The sequence below is a fragment of the Clostridium estertheticum genome (assembly GCF_011065935.2).
Lineage (GTDB): Bacteria > Bacillota > Clostridia > Clostridiales > Clostridiaceae > Clostridium_AD > Clostridium_AD estertheticum_A.
In genome coordinates this window covers 1,428,869-1,445,799 of record NZ_JAAMNH020000001.1, presented here as the reverse complement: position 1 = coordinate 1,445,799, position 16,931 = coordinate 1,428,869, and the positions used below count along the sequence as shown (strand labels likewise).

Genomic DNA, 16,931 nt, shown 5'->3' with positions numbered 1-16,931 from the left:
GTCATCAATATTATACCTCAAGAATATAATGATTCAAAATAGATTCTAACATTTCTTGTCTGCCAGACACATTTTTAATACTGCTATTATCTAAAGCGTACTTCTCTAATTCATTAAATCCAACTTTACCTTCAACAATGTCCTTACCTATTCCGTCCTTGAAGCTTTCGTATCTTGTAGCAACAAAATTTTCTAAAACTCTATCTTCAAGCAATTTATAAGCTATTTTAAAACCCTTTGCAAAAGTATCCATTCCAGCAATGTGAGAATAGAACAAATCTACTGCTTCAAAGGAAGCTCTTCTCGTTTTTGCATCAAAATTAAGTCCCCCTGAATGAAGTCCACCATTCTTTATTACTTCATACATCGCAAGGGTTGCTGACCGCAGATCTGTAGGAAATTGATCTGTGTCCCATCCAAGATTTGAATCTCCTTGGTTTGCATCTACACTTCCAAGCACACCATTTACTCTTGCTAAATGGAGTTCATGTTCAAAAGTATGGCCAGCTAAAGTAGCATGGTTTGCTTCTATGTTCATCTTAAAATACTTGTCCAAATCATATTTTCTTAAAAAGCCTAATACTGTAGCTACATCAAAATCATATTGGTGCTTTGTTGGTTCCTTTGGCTTAGGCTCAATTAAGAATTGACCAGTAAACCCAATTTCTTTTGCATAATCCACAGCCATATGGAAAAACCTAGCAAGATTATCCTGTTCTAATCCCATATCAGTGTTTAATAAAGTTTCATAACCTTCCCGTCCGCCCCAGAAAACATAATTCTGGCCACCTAATAATTTTGTTACTTCTAAAGCTTTCTTAGTTTGAGCTGCTGCATATGCAAAAACATCTGCATTTGAAGAAGAAGCTGCACCATGAACGAATCTAGGATTGCTAAATAGATTTGCAGTACCCCATAGAAGTTTTACTCCAGATTTTTCTGATAGTTCTTTTGCAAGTAAAACGATTTCATCTAAGTTATTGTTAGTTTCTGCTAAGTCTGCGCCTTCCGGTGCAATGTCTCTATCATGGAAGCAAAAATAACCTATTCCTAATTTTTCTGCAAACTCAAAGTTAGCATGAATTCTAGCTCTTGCAAGCTCCATTCCAGTTAAATTATCCCAATTTCTTTGCATAGTTGGCATTCCAAATGGATCATTTCCACCAGCTGTGAAAGTGTGCCAGTAAGCAACAGCAAAACGCAAATGCTCTTTCATTGTCTTTCCATCAATAACCTCATCTGCATTGTAATACTTATAGGCTAAAGGATTTTTAGAATCCTTGCCTTCATACTTTATTTTTTGGATATCGCTAAAAAATTCACTCATTTTACTACCTCCTAAATATTTCCTAAGTACATTATAACATTTTTTCAAACTTTTTAAAGTGGTTTTATAAAGTATTTTTATTATATTTTATTATCTTTAGAATTAAAAATTACTCACATTTTAACCATTACCTCAAATTAGAGGGTATATCTCCTTTTATTGCCTTGTATACCCTGTTAAAAGATCTAATACTATTAAACCCACATTCAAAAGCAATATCTGTGATAGGCATATTGCTTGTTTTTATCATGCTCTCTGCCTTATTGACCCTTACCCAATTTAAATAGGTTTTATAATTCATTCCAACAATATCCTTGAATACTCTAGAAAAATAAAACATACTTAAATTTGCCTTCTTAGCTATAGATTCAAGTGTTATATCTTCACTGTAATTATTCTCTATATAATGTATGGTCTTCTTCATGGCTTTAATTAAAGGAAGCTTTCTATTATCTATTTTTATATCTACTGAGCTCGCTGGTAAAAATCTGAGTATAATACCACAGAGTTCAAAAAGCTTACTCCTAACAAAATAGTTATAGTACTGATTTTCCTGTTGCATTTCCTCATATATACAATTAAGTAATTTAAGAATTTCATTAGAAACTTCAGGTAATTTAGTCCCTTTGAACTTTAGCTCACTCTCAATAAAGGGATATATAAATTTACCATTCTCAGGCCATCCACTCTTAAATCCAATAAGTCCTGGAGTAAATATTAATATGATACTAGAGCTTTCCATACCCTTACTATCATAATAGTGAATATCACCACTAGAGCAAATAGCTAATTCACCCTTTGTAAGTATTCTACTTTCATTATTTATCCCAACACGGAGGTTCCCTTCACAAACGTATATTATTTCAATATCAACATGCCAATGGGCTAAAAATTCTAAACTGTTACTTTTACTAATTGATAAATGAATACCTTCTCTGTATGATCTATTTTCATGAAATGCTTCCATCCTAAACCTCCTCAAAATAAGTTATATTTATAATATCAAACATAGCAAAAACTGTCTACTCAACCCACTAATTTGGCTAGTAATATATTTAATAAACATTATAATTATTACTATAATATAGTTAGCGATAAAGGGGGTTTTATTATAATGAAAGCATTAATTGTACAAGGTGGTTGGGGTGGTCATGAGCCCATTCAAGTTTCTAAGGTTTTTAAAAAATTATTATTTGAAAACGGCTTTGAAGTTGAGGTTTCTGATACATTAGACAGCTTTTTAGATGGTGAAAAATTGAAAAATTTGGACCTAATAGTTCCGGTTTGGACAATGGGTACTATAACAAATCAGCAGCTGACGCCCGTTATAGAAGCTGTTGCTTCTGGAGTTGGTCTTGCAGGATGTCATGGTGGAATGTGTGATTCTTTTAGAGATTCATGTGATTGGCAATTTATGACTGGTGGGCAATGGGTAGCTCATCCCGGAAATGATGGTGTAGAATATACTGTTAATATTAAAAATAGCACCAGCCCAATAGTTAAAGGACTGCAGGATTTTACTATTAAAAGCGAACAATATTATCTACATGTAGACCCAGCTATTAAAATTCTCGCTACTACCACTTTCCCAATTGTAGAAGGTTCACATTCTCCTAACGGCGTAGTAGAGATGCCAGTTGTTTGGACAAAAAAATGGAATAAGGGGCGTGTATTTTATAATTCTCTAGGTCATCATGCAGATATTTTTAATAATCCATCTGCCCTTGAAATTATGAGAAGAGGCTTTCTATGGGCTGCAGGTGGTAAAAATGAATAAAGTGAAGATTGGGATCATTGGTTGTGGTAATATTAGTTCAATTTATTTGACAAATTTATCTACTATGTTTGAAATAACCGAAGTTTCTGCTTGTGCAGACATCATTTTAGAAAATGCAGTTAAAAAGGCAGAAGAATTTAATATTAAAAAAGCCTGTTCAGTAGAAGAACTCCTTCGCGACCCAGATATTAAAATTGTGCTAAATCTTACTACTCCGAATTCCCACTTTGAAGTTTCTATGGCTGCACTTGAGGCTGGCAAAAATGTGTATGTAGAAAAGCCTTTAGCGCTCACAAGAGAACAGGGTATTAAATTAATTAATAAAGCCAAGGAAAAAGGTCTTTTAGTCGGAGGTGCTCCTGATACATTTTTGGGTGGAGGTTTACAAACCTGCCGTAAGTTAATAGATGAGGGCTGGATAGGTACACCAGTTGCCGCTACAGCTTTTATGACTTGTCACGGCCACGAAAGCTGGCATCCAGCTCCAGATTTTTACTATAAGGTAGGTGGTGGGCCTATGTTTGATATGGGCCCCTATTACTTAACTGCCCTTTTAAGTTTAATGGGTCCTGTAGCTGCAGTTTCAGGGATGACAAGAAAAACCTTTCCACAAAGGACTATTACTAGTGAACCTAATTATGGAAAGGTTATTGATGTAGAAGTACCCACTCATGTAACTGGTTTATTAGAATTTGCTAGTGGTGCAATAGGTACAATTATAACCAGCTTTGATGTGTGGGATGCAAATCTACCCTATATTGAAATATACGGAAGCTTGGGTTCCTTAAAGGTTCCTGATCCAAATACCTTTGGTGGTCCCGTTCTTATTAAAATAGCTGGTCAAGCTGAGTGGATGGAAATTCCTCTTACTCATGGGTATACTGGAAATAGCCGTGGAGTTGGAGTTGCAGATATGGCCTATGCGCTTCTCTCAGGTCGAGATCATAGAGCTAATGTAGCTTTAACTTACCATGTTTTAGATATAATGCATGCTATCGAGGATTCTTCAAAAGAAGGCAAGCATATTCAGCTTAGAAGTACTCTAATACGTCCTTCTGCTTTGCCTTTAGGGCTTCTTCCTGGAAAACTAGACAAGTAGTCTGTTAAATAAAAAGCATAGTTTGATTATTTAGAATCAAACTATGCCAATGGGGCTTTTTGTTCTAATTTTTTTTGTAAGTGATTGTGAATAATCCATATTCAACCCTCAATACACCATACCACTCGCTGGTATGATTAAAGTTTGTACTTCTGTTTGTATTACAGTTTTCTTATCCTTAAACTTAGGTTATAAATCTTTATATAATGATAGAAAGCAATTTTTATCGTGGACAGAGTCTTAAAACAAGAAAACATTACAAATCTCGAAATTACAAAAAAAACCTGCAGTTCAAATATGAACTGCAGGTTTTAATGCAACCTCTTTTAAAAATTCTGTTTATTTTAGTGTGAATTTTTCTAGAACATGTCTCACTCCATCTTAATCATTAGATTTGGTTACAAATTCAGCCACATCTTTTAAATAATCAGATGCATTTCCCATTGCAACTCCAAGGCCTGCATATTCTATCATATCCATATCATTAAAGTTATCTCCTATAGCAATCAAACCGTCCCTTTACACCTAAGTACTCTTCCTATATTGACCAGGAGAAATACCTTCGATTTTTTTAAATACCTTCGTATAATAACTCTGATCTGTAAATCCAACAGTACGAGCTATATCACTTAATGTGATCTTTAAATCCGTCAAATATTTTTTACTTTCTTCCACTCTCACCATATTTAGATAGTCAATAAAATTTATGCCCATTTCTTTTTTAAATAATCTACTAAAATAAGAGGAGCTTAAATAAACATATTCAGCTACACTATTTAAGGATATATTGTCACTAACATTATCATTAACATACTCCATAGATTTTTGTATAATATGAACATTATTAATATTCTCCACATTATACATACATTCACTAAATCTATCCAATACTTTTATTATCCACTGACAAAGTCTCTCAACGTTGTTTAATGAAGATACCTCACTTAAATATTTAAAATTAAGTCCAAAAACCATTTCCATGTTCCCTCCGCCCTCAACTGCGGCCCTAGAAAGTACGATCATAAGCTCTAGCACTCTGGCTCTAGTTATTTCAATGTTGCTACCATTGTTAAACAAAACATGTCCTAGAAGCTCATTTAATATGAGTTTTGCTCCTTTTTTATCCCCAATCTTAACTCTAGATAGCAGTTCTTTTTCCAGTTCTACAGGATAGTAATTTGAGATGTGTTCAGAATAGTCACTGTATTTTACATTTTGTATTTCCTCATTAATTGCCGCCTGCTCAGCGTAGAACTTTTTTCTTTCGGAAAGTATAATACTTTCCTCAAACATTATATCCTTTGAAATAATATCTAGTAATTTTGCCAAATACCTAACTCTTTCAGGTTCAACAATAGGTACATTTTTAACATAGTTTTGTAATATTTCCCTACTGTCTACATTAAAATTATATATTTTAACTAAATCCTCTACCGTAAAATCATCAGAGGTATTCATTTTTACAGGTCCTCCTATTAATGCTCCCTTAAAAACACCACCAATAACTATAGAAGTTGCAAAGTGCACTAATCCACTAGGACAAAAATATACATAGGGTTCACCAATTTTCTCTGATTGCTTGCTGGCATAAAGATGTGACTGGCTACAGGTACATTTTTCTCCACTTAGCTCTTTAAATTTAATACAAAACTGACAAGGTTCTCCCTCTGAATGAATTGTTTCGCCAAACTCATCAATATTAAAACATAGCACACCAGTACCCTTATTATAGGTTTTAAGATGATCTATTAAAGTTTCTTCATCTATACTATTCTTTTTTAGATACATTAATTTTTCCTCCTTGTAGGGAGCTTCAAAACATTATTGAATCCATAAAATGTTCTTGAAAATCTGGTCTATTTGATAATTCAATATACTTTGTAACCTTCTTTATTTGTATTTTTTTCTCCCTTTGCTCTTTTGATAATAAATACATCTTAGCACCGCTACCAGCACCATTACCTATTGAACAAACTTTACCTTCTAATTCCCTAGGAATCATTCCAATATTAATTGTACTATCTATATTCATAAAATTTCCGAAACCACCAGCTACATATATTTTTTCTATTTGTGAAAAATTACTACCTTTTTCATAAATTAATATTTTTATTGCTGCCTTTGCAAGTTGAACCTCACGGACGTATTTTGAGTAAAATATATAGGAAAATTATTCTTTCCTTTCTCTTCAATGAGAAATTGTTTCGTATATTTTCTCTTTTGAAATTCATTTACAGGCCAAGCTTTATCACCTGGGGATAACCTTTGGGTAATCCCCAGATTAGTCCCTTTTAGATTATCTACAAGACTACTCCAAAATATTTTATTTACCCCACAGATGTTGTCCTAATATTGTCTACAATCACGCCTTTAAAATAATCCCCAGGTTCCGAATCCTTATAGCCAAATAATCTTATTATTTCATTTTCTTCTATATTGAAATCAAATTCAGTTCTAATTCTCATTATATCAGCGCTTCGTCATTTTTTTATAACACATATATTCAATTATATTACAAATAGGTTCCTAAGTGTAATGATTATTTGAATATGGACAATAAAGTGCAAAATATATCATAAAAATAAACTATCCCCAATACTTTTGCAAAGAGGATAGTTTCCTTAATGTTAAAACATTATCATATAATTCTTGATTTCCCCTAAAAATTCTCTTCTATAAGCTCCCTTTCCCTCTTTGTTAATAACGTAAACTAACATTTAAGTTTACCTCCTTTCAGAGTTGTTAACCTTAGACAATGTTATTTAAACTTTTTACACTTAATACACTATTCCTCCCCTCAGAATTGTTTAATATTAAGCAATAGAGCTACAAACTAGGTTAAACATTTGTAGGTATTATGATTTAAATAACGTAGTAATTAAATACTTAGTCTAGTCAATCAAGGCTTAGAGGTTTATCCCCAAGCCTCCACTTCTACAAGTGGAGGTTATTGACTCAATCTTTCTCTTTCTTTGGAATTACTGTACTTTAAGTGTATATTCTTCTCCCTTTTGAACACTGATACTGAAAATATCTCCTGGTTTGCAATGAATCATCTGTTTACCCGAAGCATTTTCAACAACAATATCATCTTTTCCAAATCTATTCTGTATTCTGAAACAGCTTCCTTTTTCAATTTTCAGCTTTATGTATTCAACTTTTTCATTTTTTATTTCAGAAGAAATCAAAACTCCATTTTCACCTCTAAAGTTTCGGAATGAAACCCCTTCCTTTTTCCATGCACCAAGAATTGCAGGAAATACTCTAATAACTCCGTTACTTGTCTGCAAAAGCATCTCCTGCAGTGCATCTGCAGCACATATATTCGATTCCAGGGTAAAAGGTCTGTAATGAAAAGAAGATATCCCTCGCTTTTTAAAGTCCCCATTTAGATGAAATCCATTTTGTGAACAAAGATTGTCCCAGAAAAGCTTCAGCTGGTAAGCGGCACCCTCTCCATTACCCTGCAGCGCATAAAGCTCCGACATCCATGTAAATGAAAATCCAACCCAGTATCCTGTACCTAGCACTTCAAGATTTTCTACTGTAGCGTCAACAATCTGCCTGTCTCTATTACATCCGTTATAATCCATGAGATTAAGAGGGTGTATAGCCATTGCATGTGAAAAATGTCTATGGCTTTCAGTAAGAGATTCATCAGGGCTTAACATCAATACATTATGTTCATTTACTGCAAGTTCAGGCAATCTACTAAGTACCTCCTGCCACTTTTTTATGTCATCACTATTCAGTATACTAGACATTTCATGAAGATTTTTAAATAGGTATTTAAGCAATGCCAAGTCATAATTACTATTTGGAGTGAGCCAAGCCTTTAGGCTATTATCATGTATTTCTGGAGAGCTGGACAATGGCAATATCATTTTACCACTTTCGTCAGTTTCAAGCCATCTCAATATACAAAGGGCTGTCTCTTTGAAATAGGGATATGCCTTTTCCCTTAAAAACGCATCATCTCCTGTAAATTTCCAGTGCTTTTCAAAAGACTGACAAAGCCAAATTTGGTTTGTAAGATTTATGCTGTACATCGGCCAGCCTCCTAAAGCATTCCCATCAATACTCATAACAGAAGGCAGACAAAGCCCAGGAGCATCAAAAAATTTCTTTGCAAACTTTTGCGCCTGAGGCACAAGGTTCCATAAAAAATCAATAAAGCTTTCTCCTTCTTTCATATGATTCGCTTTAAGATAGTGATAATAGCTCATCTGAGTATTCAGGTCATTATGGTAATCTCCTTTCCATGGAGGGAGTTGTCCGTTATCAGCAGTCCATACCCCTTGCAGCGGCATTGGCGGCGCTCCTTTTCGCGAACATGAACCGAAAAGATAGTTTGTTAGATACCACTGTTTTTCAAACTCTTTATCAGGTAAGCAGATAGAGCTTTTCTGCCAAAAATTTTTCCACCATTTTTCATGCTCTTTAAGATTTTTATCAAAACCCTCTTCCAACGCATTCATAACTCTATTTTTTGCCTCTTCTAGCCAATCCTTGCTGCAATCATTATTTGAAGCGATATAATAGCACAGTTCAAGTCTATCGTCTATTTTCTTTTGTGCCAGAACTATACCATACTCAAGCCTTTCACTAGTCTTCTGTACAAACCAATTAAGATAACCTTCCTCTCCCCATTCCACTGGAGGGTACTTAAGCTGCTGAAGAGAGCCATTTGATATTCCTTTTTCAGAAAGAATATTATCAACTTCATTTTCTTTTTTTATCCCAAACTTGGGTGATTTAATTTTGACCTCCGGTATTACTGCATCCCCAGTTATAACTATATAGCCAACTGCTTTTGATGCATGAAGAAATGTTGTAATTCGGGAGCACTTTTCTCCAAAATTCAGTTTTACTTCAGTCAGAGCGCTACTAAGTGATAAGTGACTTTTTACCATATCAGCGGATGTTCCGTAACTTATCTCAAGTTTACCTGTTGGAATTTTTGTAGGTGTCACCCTAGAATAGCAGTCATCAAATTTTTTTCTTATTCCTTCATCATCTTGATTTTTTACTAATTTTATCAGCTCTTTATATGTAAAATCCGACTCAAGAGTTTCAGGTGCTGGTGTTGTATCCCATAAATCTCCTCTATCAAGACTTAAACTAATAGGATTCCCATTTCCCCATACAAGGCATCCTGTTAGTCCGTTTCCCAATGGCAGCGCTTCATCCCAGTTCATTATGGGACTCTCAAAAAATAAATCATGTCTTTTATTAGGTATTTCTATGCTTAATGATTCCATTTTCATTCCCCTTTACGTACTATAAATATTTATACTTTTTACTATAATCTGATGGACTGATTCCAGTATATTTTTTAAAAAGTCTAAAGAAATAAGATTCATTTTCAAATCCACTATCAAGCATTATTTCTTTCACGCTCTTGTCAGTTTCAATAAGCTGCCTTTTTGCATAGTTTATTTTACATTTGTTAATGTAGCTTATAGGTGTTTCACCTACTATTTCATTAAATATTCTACAAAAATGATATCTGCTTAAGCTGACCATGTCAGCAAGTTCATTAAGAGTAAATTGTAATTGTATATTATTTTCAATGTGTTCTTTTACTGAGATTATCTTTTGATAATTAGCCCTTAATGATCTACTTGAACTATTAAATCGATATTTTGACTCCCACTGTGTAAAAACATAATGAAGTATTTCCATAAGGTAGGTTTTAGTAATGAATTGACTTATAGCGCTTGGACTAATAAATTCGTTGTATAATTTAAAAAATAACTCTTCAATGTATGATATATTCTCAAAAACTATTACATCTGGTATATGTGATAATGATATATTTCTATTTACATCATTATTAAACATCTCCAACACTATAAAATAGCAATAATATGGCGTAATACCTTCCACTACCATTCCTGGTTTTCTGAAGAATAAGGTTCCTTTATTGGCCGGTATTTTCTTTCCTTCTGTTATAACATACCCCTCACCCCAGGTTATTAAATCAAGTTCATAATGTTTTACTACTCTTGGTCCAAATCTACTGCCAGCTAGAGGACAATTTAATTTATTAACACTGTTTACTCCTACTAGAGTTGGTTCAACTAAATTTAAAAATGAAATATCCATTTTTCTCTCCTGTCTAGATACAATATTTATAAAAAAAATTATATCACTTTCCAGCAATATAATACAGTAATTAGCAATATAACCTATTTTTTATTTATTTTTAGAACTATATAATTATCTTATAAATATCTAATTCATGATCTTAAATTCCTTTTAAAATATAAATTGAATTAAGAGGTTGGATATATTTAGAATAAAAATTAGTTAGGAGCTGTAAATATGAGTTTTAATCCATTAACTCGTGAAGTAGTAAAATCAGTAATTGAGGGTAGATCAACTGCCAATCGTGTACCTATGATATTTAATTTTTGGACAGACCCCCGTACCTTTAAAAGTAATGAGCATAAGGTAGCAGATTTACTAAGTAAATATCCAGAAGATGTTCAACAAATATGCTTTAATATGCCAGAAGTGTTCGATGCTCCCGAAGATGCTCCTGAGTACAGATGGGTTAATTATTCTAAACCCTCTAGTGAAGGAACTGTCGGCTTGGACGCTGTAATCGGAATTTCAGATTGGGATTCTCAGCTTCAAGGAATTTTAGATAATTTCCCTGATCCAAATTATAAAGGCATATTTCCTAATAATCCTGAAGATGATGGTCGTTATAGGATTGGATGCTGGTGTTTTTGGCTGTTCGAAAGATTTTGGAGCCTCCGTGGAATGACCGAAGCACTTATGGACTTCTATACTTACCCTGAGAATATACATCGTTTGTTTAGAGCACTTACTGATTTTTACATTGCTGTGCTTGAACGTGCAAAATGCGAACTAAACCTTGATGGTATATTTACAACTGATGATATAGGAACACAAATAGGTCCCTTCTTTTCACCTGAAATATTTAGAGAATTTTTTAAACCTTATTACAAAGAATTAGTAGATAAAGCCCATTCATTAGGTATGCATTTTTGGCTACATACCTGCGGTAATATTGAACTCTTTTTGCCTGAATTTATTGAAATAGGCATTGACGTTATACATCCTATTCAAAAATATACAATGGCTGAAAAAAACATAGTAGAGAAATTTGGAGGAAATATCTGCTTCTGGGCAGGCTTCGATGTACAACAAATAATTCCTTGGGGTACTCCGGACGAAGTAAGGCAGGAGGTACGCTTCTTAATGGATACCTATTACAGACCAGAAGGTAAGTTTATGATTACTGCAGGCAACGGATTAACCAACGATTGCAAATTAGAGAGTTTAGAGGCACTATTAGATGAATGCTACCATTATGGACTAAATAAGGGAACAATTCATTAAAAGATATCAACACACTATTCCTTTCAAAATATATATTCATTTACAAATAAGCAGTAAATAACTAAGCACTTAGTTATTTACCGCTTATTTTAAAGCTGTTTTTGAAGTTCAATTAGCACAACATCATGTGGTTTTATTAACATTCTATAATCACCTTCAAGTCCATCTGCAGCTATTTCCACAGAGAGATTTTTTTCATTAAATATTGAATATCTTTCATACTGAGTTAAAGCAGTAATCTCTATATGCTGTAACACAATTTCCATCTATATCTAATGGCCAGCTGTTGGGATATGGATGGGTTGATATAAAATCAGCTGGAATATTGTTTTTATCGCAGTAAGTTATAAAATTACAACAATATCTGAAAACCCATCAGTGGCATGACCAGGAGCTGCTGGTCGCCCTACCTTTATATTATTATTTATTGACTTAATTACACTAACTGTATATTCATACATTTTGCAATACTCTTCCAAGGTAGAGGACCAAAAGTTATCGTTAGGTTCATTCCAAACTTCAAAATACCATTTTAAGACTTCAGATATTCCATAATATTATTCTCACGATAAACCATCATATCCTCATGTAAAAGTCCATGGAACCTTATATATTCAAATCCAATTTCCCTTTGTAATTCCTTAAATTGAATTCTCCAAGCTTCTCTTAAACCTTCTGCTGCTCGCCCCGCACAAATAAGTTTGTGCCAATATGGAACAAAAACTTCTCCTGTTTGATTTGCATTAAAAGATATTTTAGTCATCGTTACCTCCAATAAATATTTTCATTGGGAGTTGAAGCCTGTATATTGTGAATAGTGTTAAACACAATCCCAACTCCCTTTAAAATATTTTTTATTTTATGAATCTCAAATCTTCAATTTGACAACACTATATATTTTTATAAAACGTCATAATTTCATTTGAATATGGATCTAGAATTACCCTCTGGCAATTAAGCATTGCATTCTGCCCTAACACTTTCTCCATATCCCAAGTATTTTCTGCCAAGAGCTTTACTTCCGCTGAAAATTTGGTAGTATTCTTTAATTCAACAACTAGCTTTTGCTCATTATTTTCAATTACTTCTGCTTCAATATGATCAATTACGCAAACATATCCAGTATCTTTCTGAATATATACTCCTGGAACCTCAACATATGTAAGCATATTAGAAACTTCACACCAGCATGAACCGCCGGGTATACCTCCGATATTTCCTCTTCCCTCCCAGTCGCTTATATTAACTCTTTCATTCATCCAGCCACTAGGTATGTAATTACCATTAGTACTAACATCACCATTATACTCATCATTGTCAAAACACCAAGAAATTCTCAAAGGCCTGTCTTCCCTTGATAGATATTGAGGAATGTTATGAGCAATTTCCTGTAGGAGTTCAAGATATAGACTGTTTCCTGTAGCTCTAAACAGCTTAAATAGTGAATCTCCGGACATTGTACAAATTCCTGGCGCAGCATGCTTATTTTGTACATTTGCCCAAACAGCCCCTGCGGAGTGTCTCCCTAGCTTTCCAAAGGCAGATTCTTCAGGAAACCTATAATCATAGGACATGCACCAAGTAGCACACTGGTTGGCTGCATCTTCTGCCATGTCTAGCCATTTTCTCTCTCCAGTTGTTTCATAAAGTATTATATAGGATTCAAGTAGTGCGAATGCAGATTCACTGTCAGGACACTGGCATATTTCTCCTGGAGCTCCGTTGGTGATTCCTTTTTTTGTGAAATTATCATAAAAGTACTGAGCAGATTGTTTTGCAACTTGTAAATATATGTCATTTTCTAAATAATGACTTGCTAAAGCAAGTGCTGCAGGTGCAATTCCTGCACTTGCAGTTCCACCTATAATAATTTCTTCTTTATAAATTTCAACAAATTGGCCGAATTGACCATATTTGTTCCACAGGCGTACAAACGCATCACAGGCCTTTTTAAGACCTTCCTTCCATGAATCAGAAATTTTACTTTCAAGGCCTTTGCTTTCCATCAACATAAACTGCTTAATAATGAAATATACTATATCCGCATTTTTTCTTAAAAGTGTAGTTGACTTATTCTCCAGATTATTAAAACCATCTCCATAAGGCTTTCCCTGATATACAATACCATAAAAGAATCCTGAAGTCGCCTGAGCTTTTCTAAAAGCAAAATCCAAATTTTTTATAGCCCTTTCTATTGAAAGTTCATTTCCTTCAAATAGCAATGGAAAAGAGTTCATTCCTCCACCTACCCATCCGGTTTGCCATTCTCCAAATATACATTCAGAAGTCGACACCCTATAAAACTCAAATTCTTTCTGCCAATTATCCTTGTTATACTTTGTTTGTTGTATGTCCCAAGCATTTGAAAAAGGTATTTCGTTATACATGGTAACTTTTCCAGTTAAATCCTTTCTTATTTTTATAAAATATTTAAACAAGTCAGGAATATTATCACAATCAAAAAAGTATACTCTGAACCTTAATGTAGCCTCATCATTTTCATGAAAGTCATATCCTCTATCATCCGATATTTCTTTAGTGGTACACATTCCATATTTATAATCTTTGCGAACTACAGGAGCTGAAAGCGATATTGTAGCCTGAGTTCTATCATCATTTTCCTCTATTGAAATTCCCAAATCTTCAATTGAGGTATTCTGAGTAGTCATCATGAAAAAACCCTTGTTCAGGCTTGCTACATGAAAACCTATGGCAGGGGTAGACATATCTCCAGTTCTAAGCTGAATTCTTGACATTCCATTAGCAACATTAAGCCTTGGTACATCGGTGATGGTAACAGGAATATCAACGCCTATATCCTCTTGCTTTGTGAGCATTGGCGGATATGGTATTTCAACTGATTTAAACCTATTTCCGTTATATACAGCAGCAGGTATCAATAGGTAGTTTTCTTTTGACCAGTTATTAACTAATATGTTAACAGACATATTAGCCTGCTCTAAATGCCCCTTTAGAAGCTTGAAAGTAATTTCTCCATCAATTGCAGCTTTATTATTTGGAACCTCAGTAAGTGAATAGCTAACCTCCCAGCTTGAATCTAAAAAAGAAACCTTCTGATTTTCGTCCAATTCATGTAAAGCTCTTTCACATGAATATATGGGGTGAGAACCAGCATACTTTGTTATGCTGATACCCAGACTAGAATTATTATCTTGAAACTTTTTTAAATATAAATTTGACATTTTTCGTACCTCCTCAGCTTATATTTTATTTTTCATATTTCTAGCCATGCCTTTTCATAAAGACCTACCGTCCATCAAAAAAGCTTTAAATTCAGAATCTTTTTCAAACAATTCAAAAAGGTGATAAAAAAATTTTATTACCTCTTTCTTATTTTATTGTCCTATCTTCCATGGTTACTCTGATTTTATTTGTTATAAGAACCATACTCTTGTGCTGTCTTATACATTGCTAAGGCATTTTCCGGTGGAATTACATCCACCAAAATATTACACGGTACCTATCCAATTGTCACCAAGGAACATGATAGCTTCCCTGCCATGTTTGTGAGCAATATCAACGCATTCTTTTGCTGTAACTGCCACAAAACCCTGTATATAATCCATATAATCAAGAAATTGCCTTGATGGAATCCTGAAGGGATTGTTATAATATCCTTCATCAATAATATCTTCAGGTCTCAGCTTATAGCCTTTTGATTTTTCAAATCCTTCCATTGTTAAAGGACTTACACTTGAACCATAGCCAAACCAGTACTTACTGATTACAAGATATAAAACCTCTACTATTTAACACTATTAGGTGAAACCAATATGATTCTTTTACCCTCTAATTCAACTTTTATTTTGTTTTTACCTTTTATCCCTATAGCTTCAATATATTCCTTTGGTATCTGCAGACGTCCCGACTTATCAATGACGGCTAATTCCTCATGAGTTTCCTCACCAGCATTAGCTACTATACCTTTTTCCAACTCTTCTAGTTCCTCTGCATAAGATTTTTTTCTTATGAATTCACTACTGGTTCGGCCATCTCTGATTGCTACAACCCTATCCACTTTCTTAGAAATAGTTCTGTCATGTGTAACAATTACAATGGTAAGTTTTTGAGTAGAATTTAAAACTCTAAAAAGGTCAAGTATCTGATCTGCAGTTTTAGTATCAACTGCACCCGTAGGTTCATCTGCCAAAAGTATTCTTGGATTGTTACTTAAAGCAATTGAAATTGCTATCCTCTGCTGCTCACCACCCGAAAGCTGGTTTAATTTATTGTTTTTTCTATGAGAAAGCTGCACCATTTCTAAAAGCTCTAATGCTCTTTTTTTATTTTTGTTACCTGCAATATTCATAGCAAGCTCTATATTTTCCAAAGCTGTAAGGTATGGAATTAAATTTCTTGCATTATTTTGCCATACAAATCCCACAGTATCTCTCTTATAAAAAGCCATTTGTTTTTCTGTAAGCTTAAATAAATCCTTGCCATCTACATATAGCTTTCCTGCAGATGGTCTGTCCAAAGCTCCAATCATATTTAGAAGTGTTGATTTTCCACTACCGCTATTCCCTATAATAGCCATTAGCTCCCCTTCTTCTACAATTAAATCAAGGCCTTGAAGTGCTACTACTTCTATTTCTTCAGTTTTATATATTTTTACTAAGTTTTCACATTCAATTATGGGCTTACTTTCATTATTCATTCATCATCTCTCCATCCTGAAGTGTAATAACCTGATCTGCTATTTCTATCATACTTGGATCATGTGTGGTCATAACAACAGTGGTGCCTTCTCTATCAATAATTTCTTTAAATGCTTTTACTATTTGAATACTCATAGATGAATCCAAGGCTGATGTAGGCTCATCAGCAAAAATAATTTTAGGTCTATGAGAAATTGCTCTAGCAATAGCTACCCTTTGTTGTTCACCACCTGACATTTCAGAAGGTCTGTGTTCCTTTCTTTTACTTAAGCCTACTATGGCAAGACATTCCTCAGCTCTAATTCCTCTTTCCTTAGTATTAAAACCTGCAATTCTAAGTGCAAAATCAACGTTTTCATACGCAGACATATAAGACATCAGTGCTCCTGACTGAAAAACAAATCCCATGCGCTTTCTTCTCAGCATATCTCTTTTTATTTCAGTCATGTTTGTAATATTTTCGCCATCAAAATATATTTCTCCATTACTTGGCATATCCATAGCACCCAACAGATTTATTAAAGTTGTTTTTCCAGAACCAGAGCGACCTCTAAGAATGGTTAAAGTTCCGCTCTTTACATTAAAGCTTATATTTTTTAGAGCTTGTATGGTTTCATTCCCCGATTTAAAATCACGACATATACCCTGTGTTTTTAATATTTCTGTCATTGTTAT

General features: G+C 33.9%; 16 protein-coding genes and 2 pseudogenes. 3 read left to right on the top strand and 15 right to left on the bottom strand.

The genetic code is table 11. The annotated features are described in order from the left end of the window. Window positions 1–10: 10 nt before the first annotated feature. Window positions 11–1,327 carry a xylose isomerase gene (gene xylA, locus G9F72_RS06680; RefSeq protein ID WP_164956563.1) on the bottom strand — a complete coding sequence of 439 codons (1,317 nt, stop codon included), beginning with the start codon at window positions 1,325–1,327 and terminating at the stop codon, window positions 11–13. 127 nt (window positions 1,328–1,454) lie between these two features. Continuing rightward, on the bottom strand, window positions 1,455–2,294 hold the full coding sequence (locus G9F72_RS06675) for an AraC family transcriptional regulator (RefSeq protein WP_164956562.1): 840 nt from the start codon (window positions 2,292–2,294) through the stop codon (window positions 1,455–1,457). Window positions 2,295–2,441: 147 nt separating this feature from the next. Here G9F72_RS06675 and G9F72_RS06670 point away from each other — a divergent pair, with 147 nt between their 5' ends. Together G9F72_RS06670 and G9F72_RS06665 are read left to right on the top strand one after the other, a co-directional pair. Further along, a complete protein-coding gene (locus G9F72_RS06670) occupies window positions 2,442–3,104 on the top strand; it encodes a ThuA domain-containing protein (RefSeq protein ID WP_224676000.1) in 663 nt (220 codons plus the stop codon). After that, a complete protein-coding gene (locus G9F72_RS06665; protein ID WP_164956561.1) occupies window positions 3,097–4,203 on the top strand; it encodes a Gfo/Idh/MocA family protein in 1,107 nt (368 codons plus the stop codon). Before G9F72_RS06670 ends, G9F72_RS06665 begins: the two co-directional genes overlap by 8 nt. A 381-nt stretch (window positions 4,204–4,584) precedes the next feature. Here the strand turns inward: G9F72_RS06665 and G9F72_RS06660 are convergent. The 6 genes and pseudogenes from G9F72_RS06660 to G9F72_RS06635 form a co-directional block, all read right to left on the bottom strand. Continuing rightward, window positions 4,585–4,722: pseudogene (locus tag G9F72_RS06660) on the bottom strand (HAD hydrolase family protein); the annotation flags it as partial. 6 nt (window positions 4,723–4,728) lie between these two features. Beyond that, window positions 4,729–5,991 carry a PocR ligand-binding domain-containing protein gene (locus G9F72_RS06655; protein ID WP_164956560.1) on the bottom strand — a complete coding sequence of 421 codons (1,263 nt, stop codon included), beginning with the start codon at window positions 5,989–5,991 and terminating at the stop codon, window positions 4,729–4,731. A 25-nt stretch (window positions 5,992–6,016) separates the two neighbouring features. Further along, window positions 6,017–6,364 carry an ASKHA domain-containing protein gene (locus G9F72_RS06650; RefSeq protein WP_164956788.1) on the bottom strand — a complete coding sequence of 116 codons (348 nt, stop codon included), beginning with the start codon at window positions 6,362–6,364 and terminating at the stop codon, window positions 6,017–6,019. Between the two features lie 166 nt (window positions 6,365–6,530). Beyond that, complete coding sequence (locus tag G9F72_RS06645) at window positions 6,531–6,668, bottom strand: hypothetical protein (protein WP_164956559.1); 138 nt, start codon at window positions 6,666–6,668, stop codon at window positions 6,531–6,533. Window positions 6,669–7,181: 513 nt separating this feature from the next. Further along, the gene (locus tag G9F72_RS06640) at window positions 7,182–9,464 is read right to left on the bottom strand and encodes a glycosyl hydrolase family 95 catalytic domain-containing protein (RefSeq protein ID WP_164956558.1); all 2,283 of its coding nucleotides are present in this window, start codon (window positions 9,462–9,464) and stop codon (window positions 7,182–7,184) included. Between the two features lie 19 nt (window positions 9,465–9,483). After that, the gene (locus G9F72_RS06635) at window positions 9,484–10,311 is read right to left on the bottom strand and encodes an AraC family transcriptional regulator (protein ID WP_164956557.1); all 828 of its coding nucleotides are present in this window, start codon (window positions 10,309–10,311) and stop codon (window positions 9,484–9,486) included. Window positions 10,312–10,530: 219 nt separating this feature from the next. Between G9F72_RS06635 and G9F72_RS06630 the strand changes: the two genes are divergently transcribed. Next, window positions 10,531–11,577: a uroporphyrinogen decarboxylase family protein gene (locus tag G9F72_RS06630; RefSeq protein ID WP_164956556.1), complete on the top strand. Its 1,047-nt coding sequence runs from the start codon at window positions 10,531–10,533 to the stop codon at window positions 11,575–11,577. 89 nt (window positions 11,578–11,666) lie between these two features. On the opposite strand, the gene G9F72_RS06625 is transcribed toward G9F72_RS06630, so the two are convergent. The 7 genes and pseudogenes from G9F72_RS06625 to G9F72_RS06595 form a co-directional block, all read right to left on the bottom strand. Then, on the bottom strand, window positions 11,667–11,843 hold the full coding sequence (locus G9F72_RS06625; protein ID WP_224675999.1) for a hypothetical protein: 177 nt from the start codon (window positions 11,841–11,843) through the stop codon (window positions 11,667–11,669). Between the two features lie 78 nt (window positions 11,844–11,921). Next, entirely contained in the window at window positions 11,922–12,125 is a 204-nt protein-coding gene (locus tag G9F72_RS06620) for a GH39 family glycosyl hydrolase (RefSeq protein ID WP_164956787.1), read from the bottom strand. Next, on the bottom strand, window positions 12,110–12,340 hold the full coding sequence (locus tag G9F72_RS06615) for a GH39 family glycosyl hydrolase (RefSeq protein WP_164956554.1): 231 nt from the start codon (window positions 12,338–12,340) through the stop codon (window positions 12,110–12,112). The genes G9F72_RS06620 and G9F72_RS06615 overlap by 16 nt, the downstream gene beginning before the upstream one ends. A gap of 127 nt (window positions 12,341–12,467) precedes the next feature. Further along, window positions 12,468–14,780, bottom strand: a complete 2,313-nt coding sequence (locus G9F72_RS06610; protein WP_164956553.1) for a hypothetical protein — start codon at window positions 14,778–14,780, stop codon at window positions 12,468–12,470. A 273-nt stretch (window positions 14,781–15,053) separates the two neighbouring features. Then, window positions 15,054–15,311, bottom strand: a pseudogene (locus G9F72_RS06605) (1,3-beta-galactosyl-N-acetylhexosamine phosphorylase N-terminal domain-containing protein); the annotation flags it as partial. A gap of 32 nt (window positions 15,312–15,343) precedes the next feature. Then, window positions 15,344–16,255, bottom strand: coding sequence for an ATP-binding cassette domain-containing protein (locus tag G9F72_RS06600; protein ID WP_164956551.1), 912 nt, complete (start codon window positions 16,253–16,255; stop codon window positions 15,344–15,346). Next, the gene (locus G9F72_RS06595; protein ID WP_164956550.1) at window positions 16,248–16,925 is read right to left on the bottom strand and encodes an ABC transporter ATP-binding protein; all 678 of its coding nucleotides are present in this window, start codon (window positions 16,923–16,925) and stop codon (window positions 16,248–16,250) included. Before G9F72_RS06595 ends, G9F72_RS06600 begins: the two co-directional genes overlap by 8 nt. Between the last annotated feature and the right edge of the window lie 6 nt (window positions 16,926–16,931).